Here is a 12,843-nt window from a genome sequence, read left to right on the forward strand (position 1 = left end):
GCAGAACGTGCGCCAAACTGCGCGCTGTTCGCTATAAGTCCCTGTTTCCAAAGTCGTGCAGACGCGGAGATCAGAGTTCGAGCGGACTGCTTCCACCGCCACGCAGTCCCGAACTTCTGGTCGGAACAGGCGCTTCGGCTCGTGCGAGCGGGAGAAGAGCGTTTTCGGCTGCGACAGGCATACTTTTAAAGGCTTGTCGCAGGCAGGGCTGCCGACAGGCGCCAAGGGGCGCAGTGTCTGCTGGGCCGCCGCGGCAACCGCCCGCGGCGAACGCTCCTTTCTCAGTCCCATCCTCGAGCGTCTCCTCGAAGCCGGGCATCGAGCAGGGGCCTGAGAGGGCCTGCGGCGGCCTGCCGCCCTTTGGCGGAAGAGGTTCTGCCGCAGGCTGAATGCTCGGGAGGCCGGCTTCAGCGATCGTTCGCCATCGCTGCCATGCAAGCCTCGTGATCCGCAGCCTCCAGGCCGCAGAGCGCCGAGATCCGATAGGTCCCGTCGCGGCCGCGTTCGAGGCGGAAATGAACCTCGTCGCCTTGTTCCAGCCCGTCGAGCGCGACGCCGCGCATGGCTTCGAAACTCATGGTCATCGCATCCATGCCGGCCGCGGGGATCGCATCATGCGCGATGCGGATGCGGCTTGACCCCTCGGCTGCGACCACGCGCCCCCGGACAATGCCTGTCTCGGCTGCGGTCATCGCACCGTGATCCATGCCGTCTGGCCTATCCATGGCCTGGGTGGTCTCGGTTTCGGCGATATCGGTATCTGCGGCGTCTTCGCCGCAGGCTGCGAGGAGCAGCAAGGATGCGGTCGCAGCCAGGATCGGTTTCATGTCAGTTCTCCTTTGGGGGCAGAGGGGATGCGGCGGGATCCGGAGATCCGTCCGCCGCGGCGGGAAAGGGAGCGGAGGGTCCAGACCTCGACGACGACCGGGATGACGATCAGCGTCAGGAGCGTCGTCGTCACCATGCCGCCCAGCATGGGCAGGGCGATCCGGCGCATCACGTCCGCGCCGAGGCCGTCGGTGAGGAAGATCGGCGCGAGGCCGACGATGATCGTCGTCACCGTCATCAGCTTCGGCCGCACCCGCGCGACGGCGCCCGCGACGACCGCGCGGCCCACCGCCGCTTCGTCTTCGGGGCGCGCCTCGCGCAGCTGCTGGTCGATGTAGAGCAGCATGACGACAGCCGTCTCGACGGCGATCCCGCCAAGCGCGATGAAGCCGACGGCGACGGCGACGGAGAGATCATAGCCCGCGAGGTAGACGGCCCAGAGCCCGCCGATCAGGCCGAAGGGCAGGGACAGGAGCACGATCAGCGTCCGGTCGAGCCTGCCGAAATGCAGCATGAGGAGGAGGAAGACGAGCCCGACCGCGGCCGGGATGGCGATGGCGAGGCGGGCCCGGGCCTCTTCCAGCTCCTCGTATTGGCCGGACCATTCGAGCGCGACGCCGGGCGGCAGGTCGATGGCCGCCGCGACCGTTTCGCGCGCTTCGGCGACGTAGCCGCCGAGATCGCGTCCTTCGATATCGACGAAGACCCAGCCCGTCAGCCTCGCATTCTCGGAGCGGATCATGGGCGGGCCGTCGGCATAGGCGACGCTCGCCACCTCGCCGAGCGGGAAATGCGCGCCGCCGGGACCCGGGACGAGCACGCGCTCGATCGCCTCGGGCGTGTCGCGGAAGGGGCGGTCATAGCGCAGGACGATGCCGTAGCGCTCGCGGCCCTCGACGGCCTCGGTCAGGACGCTGCCGCCGAGCGCGGTCTGAACGACCATCTGGAAGGTGCCCATGTCGATGCCGCGCCGGGCGAGCTCGCTGCGGTCCGGCTCGACCTCGACATAGCGGCCGCCGAGGACGCGGTCGGCGAAGGCCGAGCGCGTGCCGGGCACGTCCTGAACCGCGCTTTCCACGGCTCTCGCCACCTCGGCGATCGTGCCCAGGTCGTCGCCGGTCACCTTGATGCCGACGGGCGTGCGTACGCCGGTCGAGACCATGTCCATGCGGATCTTGATCGGGTAGCCGAAGGAGTTGACGAGGCCGGGCATGCGCGTCGCCGCGTTGAGCTCCCGCGTGATGTCCTCCGCCGTCACGCCGTCGCGCCATTCGGACCGGGGGCGCAGCTCGACCCAGGTCTCGATCATGGTGAGCGGCGCGGGGTCGGTCGCCGTGTCCGCGCGCCCTGCCTTGCCGAAGACATTCGCCACCTCGGGCACGGTGAGCATGGCGCGGTTCGTCTGCTGAAGGATCTGCCGGACCTTGGTCTGGCTGACCGAGGGCAGGGTGGTCGGCATGTAGAGGAGCTCACCCTCGTAGAGCGGCGGCATGAACTCCGAGCCGAGTTTCGCCGCGGGCCACAATGCGCTGAGCGTCAGGAGAGCCGTCAGCGCGAGCGTCCATCGCCGCCGCCTCAGCGCGAGCGCCAGGATCGGGTTGTAGGCCCGGACGAAGAGGCGGGCGACCGGGTTCTGGTCCTCCCGCCGCACCCGTCCCTTGAGGAACAGGACCATCAGTACGGGGACGAGCGTGACCGAAAGCGCCGCGGCGAAGGCCATGGCGTAGGTCTTGGTGAAGGCGAGAGGGCTGAAGAGGCGGAAGCTCTGACCGGTCAGCGCGAAGACCGGCAGGAAGCTGACCACGATCACGAGGAGGGAGAAGAAGATGCCGGGGCCGACCTCCTTGGCCGCGTCGACAACGATGCGGCGGCGCTCGGCTTCGCTCACCCGTCCCGCCTCTGACAGCTTGCGCGCCGCGTTCTCGACCATGACGATCGAGGCGTCGACCATGGCGCCGATGGCGATGGCGATGCCCCCGAGGCTCATGATGTTCGCGGTCACCCCTTGCGCGTTCATCACCACGAAGGCGGCGAGAACGCCGAGCGGCAGGGTGACGAGCGCGACGAGCGCCGCGCGGGCATGGAGGAGGAAGATCAGCGTGACGAGGGCGACGGCGATGCCCTCCTCGATCAGCTTGTGCTCGAGGTAGCTGACCGCCCCCTCGATCAGCGGGCCGCGGTCGTAGACGGAGACGATCTCGACCCCCTCGGGCAGGCCGGGCGCGAGTTCGGCGAGACGGGCCCGCACGGCCTGCGTGACCGCCAGCGCGTTCTCGCCATCGCGCATCACGACGATACCCGCGACGACCTCCCCCTCTCCGTTGAGGTCCACGACACCGCGGCGGAGCGCTGGCCCTTCCACGATCCGGCCGAGGTCGGAGAGGGTGACCGGCGTGCCGTCGCGGGCGTTGACGACGACGTCCTCGAGGTCCGACCGCTCATCCACATAGCCGGAAGCGCGCACGACGTATTCCGTCTCGGCCTGCTCGATCGTCCGCCCGCCGACCTCGCCAGAAGACGACCGGATCGCCTCCGCGACGCGGGTCAGGGGCACGTCGAAGGCGCGCAGGCGGTTCGGATCGACCAGCACCTGATACTCGCGCTCATAGCCGCCGACGGACGCGATCTCGGCGACACCGTCGAGCGCCGTCAGCTCCAGCTTGAGGTAGTAGTCCTGAATGGTGCGCAGCTCGGCCAGGCTGCGTTGTCCGGTCCGGTCGATCAACGCGTACTGATAGACCCAGCCGACGCCCGTGGCGTCGGGGCCCATCTGCACCTGCGCCGCTTCGGGCAGTTCCGCCCGCACCCGGGCGAGGGCGTTCGCGACCCGGTCGCGGGCCCAGTAGAGGTCGGTCCCGTCCTCGAACACGACCGTGACGAAGCTCGTGCCGAACATGGAGGAAGCGCGCACGTCCTCCGTTCGCGGCAGGCCTAGAAGGGCTGAGGAAAGGGGATAGGTGACGAGGTCTTCGACGACCTGGGGCGACTGCCCCGGAAAGTCGGTCCGCACGATGACCTGCGTGTCGGTGAGGTCTGGGATCGCGTCGAGCGGCGTGCGCAGGACCGCCATCGTCCCCGCCACGGCGAGGGCGAGGCTGAGCGCGAGCACGATCAGGCGGTTTTCGACCGACCACTCGATCACGCCCGCGACCCAGGAGCGCGACGGGTCGTTCCCGGCGAGCTCGGCCATCAGTGCGCGTGCTCCGCCGAGGCGTCCCGCTCCAGGGGCGCGGCGCGCGGCCGGACGGGGTCTGGCGCCTCCGGCATCGCCATCGGTTCGGGCCAGGGCACGCGGACGAAGGACGCTGGGCCGTAGGGGCTCACGGGCTCGCCGCCTTCCTGAAGCCAGAGGCGTCCATTCTCGGTGCGGTAGAGGTCGAGACCGACCGCCTCGTAGCGGGCCGGGGCGCCTTCCAGCATCCAGGGCTCCAGCGCGGACATGAGGGTGGCGAGCGCGGCTTGTATCGCCGCTTCGCTCTCGGCGGACTGCGCCGCGCGCAGCGCGTCCTGCGCGCCCGCGACCACGGCTTCGAGGCGCGTGCCGGCATAGCGGGCGCGCAGCGTCTCGCCGACCTCTATGGTCGTCTCGAGGAAGCCCGGCTGAGGGGCGTAGCCGTCGACCAGCGCCTCGTGCAGGTAGAGCGCGGCATCGGGCAGATGGGTGATCGCGGCGAGCGCGTCCTGATCGAGCGGCAGCTCGGAGAGCGGCGTGTCCGGCCCCGCGACCACCGCGGCGGGCGGCGCGTAGTCCGCGAGGCCCTCGGTCAGGCTCGCCTCGGAATCGAGCAGGAACTGGCCGGAGACGACGACGTTCTCGCCCTCTCTCAGTCCGGCGGTGATCTCGGTCAGGCCGAGCGCGCTGACCCCCGTGCGCACGCCGCGCGGCGCGAAGCGTCCCTCGCCGAGCGCGACGACGACATGCGCGCCTCGCCCGTCCCGCAGAACGGCTTCGGTCGGCACGGCAAGGCGGGGCGCGGCATTCACGCTCAGCGCGATGTCGGCATAGGCGCCGGGCACGAGGCGGCTCTCAGCATTGTCTAGGACGAGGCGCGCCTCGCCCGTCCGGGTGGTGGCGTCGACGGAGGGGTGGACATAGTCCACCACCGTTTCGATGGGACCGGAGAGTTCTGTCACTGTCACGACCGCCGGCGTGCCTGCCTCGACAAAAGGCAGGTCGCGCGGCTCGATCGCGGCCGAGATCCAGACGGTGGAAAGGTTCTGCAGCACCATGATCGGGTCGCCGGGCCGCAAGTACGCGCCTTCGCGCACGGACAGCTCGGCGACGATGCCGTCCGCTTCGGCGAAGACCGGCACCCCCTCGTTTCCGCTCTGGGAAAGGGTGTCGATCGCCTGGTCCTGAACGCCGAGCGAGCGCAGACGCGCTCTGGCCGATTCGCGCCGGGCGCCTCCCGCGGCGCGATAGTCCGCCAGCGCCGCTGTGATGTCCGGGCTGTAGAGGCGGTAGAGGAGCTGGCCTTCCTCGACCGCATCGCCCTCGGCGGCGACGGCGAGGTCCTCGATCCAGCCCGTGACGCGCGAGGCGACCACGGCTTCGGTCCGCTCATTCGCGGTCACTGTGCCGTATGCGCGGATGATCCGGCCGAAGTCCGACACCGCCGCGGGCGCCGTGACGACGCCCATGGTCTGGATCACCTCCGGGCTGACGGAAACGGCGCCTTCGGCCGCATCCGCCTCGACCGGCACCAGGTCCATGCCGCAGATCGGGCAGGTCCCGAACTCGTCGGCGACGTAATGCGGGTGCATGGGACAGGTCCAGCGCTCTGCCTCCTGCGCGGCTGCCGCACCGAGCGAGAAGAGGGCGGCGAAGACGATCAGGACCGTTTTCATCGTTCCTCTCCCTCTTCGATCAGCAGGCTGTTCGCCTGCGCCGCGGCCATGGTGCTGCGGGCTCCGGCCTGGGCGAGCTGCGCCTCGAGGCCGAGCCGCGCGATCTCGCCGTCCAGCACCGCGGCGTAATCGCCGAAACCGGCCTCGTAATTCCGTCGCGATGCTGCGATCCGCTCTTCGAGCGCCGCGATCCGCCGGCGGAGCGCCTCCTCCGCCTCGTCCGCGGCCCGAGCTTCGGCGGCGAGCGCTTCGTAGCGGGCGCGGGCGGTGCGCGCCGCAGCCTGCATGCGGGCTTCCGCCGCGGCCTTTTCCGCGCGCGCGGCGCGAAGGCGCGGCGCCTGGGATCGTCCGGCATAGAGAGGAACGGTGAAGGTGACCTGCGCCGAGACCCAGTCATCGCCGGGGAAGGGCATGGTCACGCCTGCTGCGGACGCTTCCCGCTGCTGATAGGTCACGCCGATGCCCCAGTCCGGGCGGTAGGCGCCGCGAGCGAGATCGACGCCTGCTTCCGCCCGCGCGATCCCGCGTGCTGCGAGTGCGACGTCGTAGAAGGCGCGCGCTGCGCCCGACCAGGCTGCGACCTCGACATCCGGCCCGGCGAGACCTTCGGGAACCGGGTCGACCAGTTCGGCAAGCTGCGCCTCGACCCTGGCCCGCTCGCCCGCCAGGGCCGCGATGGCTTCGGCAAGTCCTGCCCGCTCGGCGTCCACCTCGCCCAGGCGGAAGGCGACGGCGCGGCCACCGGCGAGCTCGGCCTCGACCGTGTCGGCAAGCTCGGCATAGACCCCGTCCTGGCGCGCGAGGACGGAGGAGCGTTCCGCGACCGCCTCCCGCTCGGCGAGCAGGCCGATCAGCCGCGCCCGAAGACGGGCCCGCTCCGCTGCGAGGCGCAGCTCGGTGGTGGAGGCCTCGGCGAGCCCCTGCGCCGTGCGGGCGCGGCGCGTCAGGCCGTCCGGGATCGACTGCCGCGCGCCAAGCGATTTGTGCGTGGGCAGGAAGCGGTCGAAGCCGGGATCGCCGACCGGCAGGTTGTTGACCCCCGCGCTCAGGACGGGATCGGGCAGGGCGCCTGCCGCGCGGGCGCGCTCCCGCTGCGCTGCCGCTTCGAGCCTGATGGCCACGAGCGTGGGATGCTCCTCGAGCCGGGCTTCGAGTTCGGCGAAGGGCTGAGCGGCGGCAAGGGAGGTCGCGCTGGCGCCGATGGCGAGAGCGGACAGGAAGATCCGGCGGAGGGACAAGGGCATGGTTCGGTCCTGCTGAGCGAGCGAAAACCCGCACGCGCAGTGGCGCGCGGGGCGGGAGCGTCGCGTCAGCTAGACCGTGATTTTCGTATGGAGCCGGACGGGGCTCGCCTTTGGCGGCGCCGTCGCCGGTGGACGGGCGAAGCGGCCGACCGCAAGGATCGAGGGTTCCGGCATCCCGATGCGAGGCGCCACCGGCGCATCTGCCGCGCAGATTTCCACCTTTTTGGGCGATGAGAGGATGGTCTGCTCGCCCGGATTGCAGTCGCCGCAGCCGTCGCAATCGAGGTGGAACGCCGTGTCCGCCGCGTCCATGGCGGGGCCGTGCGCGCAGTCATGGGCCGCGGGCGCAGGCGGCGGCATGTCAGCTGCCTGCGCGCCGCAGCAGGCAAGCAGCGGCGCCGCGATGAAGGCGATCATCATGATCGCGAAGAGAAGCGGACGCATCGTCACCCGCTGGTCTTAGCAGCGCGGGGAAAAGAAACAATGTCGGTCAGACGGCGGGGCAGCGGCGCCGCGACTGCGATTTTCTCGCGCGTCCGCTCGACTGTCCCCCTTCCTGGGGCGCAGATGCGTCCTTGCCGATCCCCAGGCCGCCCGAGCGCGGGCAATTTCAGTTCCGCGTGTCTGGAAACGAATTCACCGCCCCCGTCGCGCCGCAGCGCCCGGCCCGCCTGCTATGCGGAAGACGGCATCCAGCTATGCGCCAGTATCAAGGCAGGGCGGACCTTCCGGCCGCTCCGGGCCACGACGAAGGGAGACACGGCCATGAAAATCTTTCTCGACACGGCGGAGACGGGCGAGCTCAAGAGCGCGTTCGCGACGGGGTTGATCGACGGGGTGACGACGAACCCCTCGCTGATCGCCAAGTCGGGCCGCGACTTCAAGGAGGTGGTGGCGGAGATCTGCGAGATGACCGACGGTCCTGTCTCCGCGGAGGTCGCCTCGACCGAGGCGGAAGTGATGGTGAAGGAGGGGCGCATCCTCTCGGACATCGCCTCGAACGTGGTGGTCAAGCTGCCGCTCACCTTCGAGGGGCTCTCGGCCTGCCGCGAGCTGACCGAAGACGGCATCGACACCAATGTGACGCTCTGCTTCACCGCGGCGCAGGCCTGGCTCGCGGCCAAGGCGGGCGCGACCTACATCTCGCCCTTCATCGGCCGGCTCGACGATCTCGGCATGAACGGCATGGAGCTGATCGAGGAGATCCGCATCCTCTACGACCAGCACGGCTACGAGACGCAGGTGCTCGCCGCCTCGATCCGCGGCCCGGTCCACGTCAAGGAAGCCGCCCTCGCCGGCGCCGACGTCGCCACCATCCCGCCCAAGGTGTTCTCACAGCTGATCAAGCACCCCCTCACCGACAAGGGCCTCGACGACTTCGTCAAGGACTGGAAGGGCACGGGACAGAGCATCCTTTAGGGCAGGGGCACAACAGCATGGGCGGGCGGGCCGTGACAGGCCTGCCCGCCCGAGCCGCTGCCGGGGCTCAGTCCCCTCTATTCTGGCCGAATTCGGGGAAGCCTGCCTCGTTCCAGGTGAAGACCCTCACGCGGGTGTGGCGGTTGGGATCGTTGAGCGGCTCGCCGCCGGGGATCTCCTCGTATTCGCGCGCGTGATAGACCAGCACGTCCTCGCCGTCCTCGTTGACGGTGAACTGGGCGTGGCCGGGCCCGTAACGGTCGAACTCCTCATTGGTGAAGAAGAGCGGCGCCGGAGACTTGTTCCAGCTCTCGGGGTCCATCAGGTCGGCATCCTCGTCGGCCCACAGAAGACCCATGGCATAGTTCGCGTCAGTCGCGCTCGCCGAATAGGTGATGAAGATCTTGCCGTCATGCTTGATCACGGCAGCGCCTTCATTGACGTAGTGGCCGCGCGTTTCCCAGTCGAAGACCGGTTCGGTCAGGACGATCTCCTCGCCCGTAAGCTCGGTCGGGCTTGCCATGCGCGACATCTTGAGGCCGGTATTGTGGTACTCGCGCGGGAGGCGGTGAGCCCAGATGTAATAGAGCTCGCCGTCATGCTCGAACACGGTGGCGTCGAGAGAGAAATCCGCGCGGTCGGTCTCGATCCGCCCCTCTTCGGTCCACTCGCCGGTCGTGGGGTCGTCCGAAGGATTGGACAGCGCATACATGCGGATGTCCCACTCGTTCTCCGCGCCGCCAGCGGCGAAATAGATATACCAGGTGCCGTCGATGCGGTGGAGTTCCGGCGCCCAGATATGCGAGCCCATCTCGCCGGTTTCGTGCTCGCGCCAGATCACGATCGGTTCGGCGTCGGCCAGGCCTTCCAGAGACTCCGCCTTGCGCATCTCGAGCCGGTCATATTCGGGAACGGTCGCGATGAAGTAGTAGGTTCCGTCCTCGCCGCGGACGATGTGGGGATCTGCGCGCTGCTCGATCAGGGGATTGTCGTAGCGGGCTTCGGCTTCCTGCTTCGCGGCGGCCTGGACGTCCGCCCGCGTGCTCGCGCCGCTTTCGGTCGTGTCCTGGGCCGAGGCCGCAAAGGGCGCTGCGCTGCACAACAAAGCGATCAGGATCGTCTTCGTCTTCATGTCTTTTTTCCTCCCACATACCGACAGGCGGGAGCCCGCCATTGCCGGGTTCGGTGCCCGAAGAGATAAGAGTTCGGCCAAGGCGCGTCCAAAGTAATGGTTTGCAGGAGGAGTCTTCCCGGCGCTTGGCAGTTGTCCGAAGCCGCGCGTCATCGTCTTCTGGCGCCACGAGAATCGGCGGGCCGGAACTGCGATCGGCTGTCCGGCGTCCTTCCTTGGCTGGCTCCGAGATGGCGGCAGCGGCTAGGTTCGGCGATGGGCCTGCCGACCAACTGAAAGGGTTACTGGAATGAGAGCTCTGATCATCCACGGCGCATTGATGATGATGGCCGGAACCGCCTCGGCCGCCGAGGCGGAGCGGGAAGCCTTCGGCACGCTCGACGATGGCCGCGCGGTCGAGGCGGTCGTCCTGTCGAACGGCAACGGGATCGAGGCGCGCATCATCACGCTCGGCGCGACGCTCCAGTCTCTGAAAGCGCCCGACGCGGACGGGGAATTCGACGACATCGTCCTCGGCTATGACGATGCGGCGAGCTATCTCGCGAACCCGCAATATTTCGGGGCCACGATCGGCCGCTATGCCAACCGCATCGCCGAAGGCCGCTTCGAGCTGGACGGCGAGACCTATGATCTCATCCAGAACGAGGGAACGAACACGCTGCATGGCGGGACGGACGGCTTCGACAAGCGCCTCTGGACGATCGCCGATGTCGAGGATGGACGCCGCCGCTCGAGCGTCACCATGACCTATGAGAGCCCGGCCGGAGAAATGGGCTTCCCCGGCACTCTTACGGCGACCGTGACCTATACGCTGACCGAGAGCAACGAGCTCAGGATCGAGCACGAGGCGACGACCGACGCGCCGACGATCGTGAACCTGACCAATCACAGCTTCTTCAACCTCTCGGGCCACGAAGCGATGGAGAGCGTGCTCGATCAGGAGCTGACGCTGGTCGCGAGCCGCTACACGCCGGTCAACGAGAACCTCATTCCGACCGGGGAGGTGGTGCAGGTCGAGGGCACGCCCTTCGATTTCACGCAAGCCATGCGCATCGGCGACCGGATCCGCGCGGGCGCGAACGAGCAGCTCCGGATCGCGCGCGGCTATGACCACAATTTCGTCCTGGACGGCCGTTCCGGCAGGCTGCGCCTCGCCGCGCGCGTCGAGGACCCCGTCTCGGGCCGGGTCCTGGAGGTCCTGAGCGATCAGCCGGCGATCCAGTTCTACAGCGGCAATTTCCTCGACGGGACCGTGGTCGGGAAGGCGGACACGATCTATCGCCAGGGCGACGGGCTGTGCCTCGAGCCGCAGACCTATCCGAATTCCCCCAATGAGCCGGACTTCCCCTCCGCCAGGCTCGATCCGGGCGAGACCTATCGCAATGTGATGGTCGTCAGGATGTCGGCCGAAGAGCGCGGCGGGGAGTGAGGCTCGGACGGCGCAGGGAGCCTCAAGCTTCCTGCGCTTTCAGGGTCCGGCACTCATAGACCGGCGCGTCGGTGCCGAGGGTCTCGAACCGGACGCGGATTTCCGATTTGCCGCGGGTCAGCTCTTCGGGCAGCGGATAGGCGACCGTGACGAATTCGGGTCTCGGCGCGACGGCGCGGCGCTCGGTCGCGATCTTCTGCCCGTCGACGAGGATCTGGAAGTTCTTGTCGACCTCCTCGCCCCAATAGAGAGCCTGGAGGATGACGGGTCCTTCGCCGACGGCGAGGTCGAACTCGATGAAATTGCCGACCCCCCACCAGGCCTGACGGCCATTGCGGCCGCCGAAGGCGACGACATCGGACTGGTTCGAGGCGAAGTCGTGATCGCGTTCCGGCTGCATCTCGCCCAGATGGATGACGTCCAGCGTCCGCTCCTGGATCCGGCGCCGCGCCGCCTGCTCGGCGCGGAACGCCGCTTCCTGCGCCTTCCAGTCCTCGGGCGTGAAGCTCGGAAAGTAGACCGCCGTCCTGCGCTCATACTGGTCGTAGAAGGGACGGAGGGTGACGGGCGCCGGAACCGCAGCCGCCAGTTCGTAGGCGAAGGGATCGTTCTTCGCAGGGCGCAGGGCGTCTTCCGCCTCCCGCGCGACGAGAGCGGGCGGCAGCACATCATAGCGCTCGTCGGCGGGGCCGAGATCGGCGGCGAGGACGAGCGGGCCGTGCCGGAAGGTGACGGTCCCGGGCTCGTCGGGGGAGGGCTCCACGGCGAGCCGCATCGGAAAGCGCGCCTCGACGCGGTCGCCCTCGCGCCAGCGGCGGGTGAGCTCGGCATAGCCGGGGCCGGTCCCGACCTCGACCGGTTCGCCATTGACGGCCATCTCGGGGGCGGCGCACCAGCCGGGAAGGCGCAGCGCCAAGGTCCGCCGCCCGCGCGGTGCCTCTTCCACGGTCAGCGCGACCTCTTCGCTCCTGGGGAAGGATGTGGAAAGGCGCACTCTCATGCCGCCCTCGCGCCAGTCCACCCGCGCGGGCATGTAGAGGTTCACGATCAGCGCCTCGCCGCCGCGCTGCCAGAAGGCGCTGTCCCCGTGCTTTGCATGGCTTTCCATGCCGGAGCCGACGCAGCACCAGAAGCTGTCCTCGGGGGTCGAATAGGTCCGGTAGGCGCCCGAGGACATCGGCATGAAGTAGACGAACATGCCCGTGTCCGGGTGCTGATGGGCGAGGATGTGGTTGACGTAGGTGTTCTCGTATTTGTCGAACAAAGCCGCGTCCGGCTCCCAGGCGTAGAGATGCCGCGTCAGCTTGAGCATGTTGTAGCTGTTGCAGGCCTCGCAGGTCCGGTCTGAGAGGGCGCCCGCGATGACGTCCGGCGGCCGGAAATGCTCGCGTTCGGAATTGCCCCCGATCGCATAGCTGTGGTGATCGGTGACGGTGCGGTAGAAATAGCGCGCGGCGGCGGCATCGGCCTCCGCGCCGGCTGTCTCGTAAAGGCGGGCGAGGCCGATGACCTTGGGGATCTGCGTGTTCGCATGCAGGCCCGGCAGCGCGTTCACCCCCTCTGCGAGCGGGTCGAGGACGGCCTCGTGCCGGAGCCGCCTTGCGAGGTCGAGCCAGCGCCTCTCGCCGGTGAGGACATGGAGGTCGGCATAGGCCTCGTTGAGGCCGCCATGCTCCGCCGCCAGGAGCTTCTGCATCTGCCCGTGGTCGAGAGGCTCCAGCACGTCGGCCAGATAGCCCGCCATGCCGAGGAGGATCGGCATGGCCTCCTCGAGGCCCGCATGCCGGTAGGCGTCGATGAGGCCGGCCTGGACCTTGTGCCAGGTGTAGAGCGGAACCCAGCCGCCATTGATGTCGAAGCCGCCCGTGTGGATCTCGCCGCGGCGGATCTCCTCGAAGACGATCTTGCCGTCGAGGATCTCGCCGTCGCGCTCGACGGTCGTG

9 protein-coding genes are annotated in these 12,843 nt (G+C 68.8%); 2 read left to right on the forward strand and 7 right to left on the reverse strand.

The window, feature by feature from the left end; translation table 11 throughout:
- Positions 1-407: 407 nt before the first annotated feature.
- From IE88_RS17355 to IE88_RS0109550, 5 genes are all read right to left on the reverse strand, one after another.
- On the reverse strand, positions 408-827 hold the full coding sequence (locus IE88_RS17355; RefSeq protein WP_051881822.1) for a copper-binding protein: 420 nt from the start codon (positions 825-827) through the stop codon (positions 408-410).
- Positions 824-4,018, reverse strand: coding sequence for an efflux RND transporter permease subunit (locus tag IE88_RS0109535; RefSeq protein WP_051881824.1), 3,195 nt, complete (start codon positions 4,016-4,018; stop codon positions 824-826). The genes IE88_RS17355 and IE88_RS0109535 overlap by 4 nt, the downstream gene beginning before the upstream one ends.
- Positions 4,018-5,676, reverse strand: a complete 1,659-nt coding sequence (locus tag IE88_RS0109540) for an efflux RND transporter periplasmic adaptor subunit (protein ID WP_051881826.1) — start codon at positions 5,674-5,676, stop codon at positions 4,018-4,020. Before IE88_RS0109540 ends, IE88_RS0109535 begins: the two co-directional genes overlap by 1 nt.
- The gene (locus tag IE88_RS0109545) at positions 5,673-6,920 is read right to left on the reverse strand and encodes a TolC family protein (protein WP_031553629.1); all 1,248 of its coding nucleotides are present in this window, start codon (positions 6,918-6,920) and stop codon (positions 5,673-5,675) included. The genes IE88_RS0109540 and IE88_RS0109545 overlap by 4 nt, the downstream gene beginning before the upstream one ends.
- Positions 6,921-6,989: 69 nt before the next feature.
- Positions 6,990-7,370, reverse strand: coding sequence for a hypothetical protein (locus IE88_RS0109550; protein WP_156032533.1), 381 nt, complete (start codon positions 7,368-7,370; stop codon positions 6,990-6,992).
- Positions 7,371-7,685: 315 nt separating this feature from the next.
- Here IE88_RS0109550 and fsa point away from each other — a divergent pair, with 315 nt between their 5' ends.
- Positions 7,686-8,339: a fructose-6-phosphate aldolase gene (fsa, locus tag IE88_RS0109555; protein ID WP_031552282.1), complete on the forward strand. Its 654-nt coding sequence runs from the start codon at positions 7,686-7,688 to the stop codon at positions 8,337-8,339.
- Between the two features lie 67 nt (positions 8,340-8,406).
- Here fsa and IE88_RS0109560 read toward each other — a convergent pair whose 3' ends face one another.
- A complete protein-coding gene (locus IE88_RS0109560) occupies positions 8,407-9,471 on the reverse strand; it encodes a glycoside hydrolase family 43 protein (protein ID WP_156032535.1) in 1,065 nt (354 codons plus the stop codon).
- A 289-nt stretch (positions 9,472-9,760) separates the two neighbouring features.
- Here IE88_RS0109560 and IE88_RS0109565 point away from each other — a divergent pair, with 289 nt between their 5' ends.
- Positions 9,761-10,900: an aldose epimerase family protein gene (locus tag IE88_RS0109565; protein ID WP_031553635.1), complete on the forward strand. Its 1,140-nt coding sequence runs from the start codon at positions 9,761-9,763 to the stop codon at positions 10,898-10,900.
- Positions 10,901-10,922: 22 nt separating this feature from the next.
- Here IE88_RS0109565 and IE88_RS0109570 read toward each other — a convergent pair.
- The coding region (locus IE88_RS0109570; RefSeq protein ID WP_036766972.1) for a beta-L-arabinofuranosidase domain-containing protein at positions 10,923-12,843 on the reverse strand (1,921 nt) is incomplete at its 5' end.

The organism is Parvularcula oceani (assembly GCF_000733125.1).
GTDB lineage: Bacteria > Pseudomonadota > Alphaproteobacteria > Caulobacterales > Parvularculaceae > Parvularcula > Parvularcula oceani.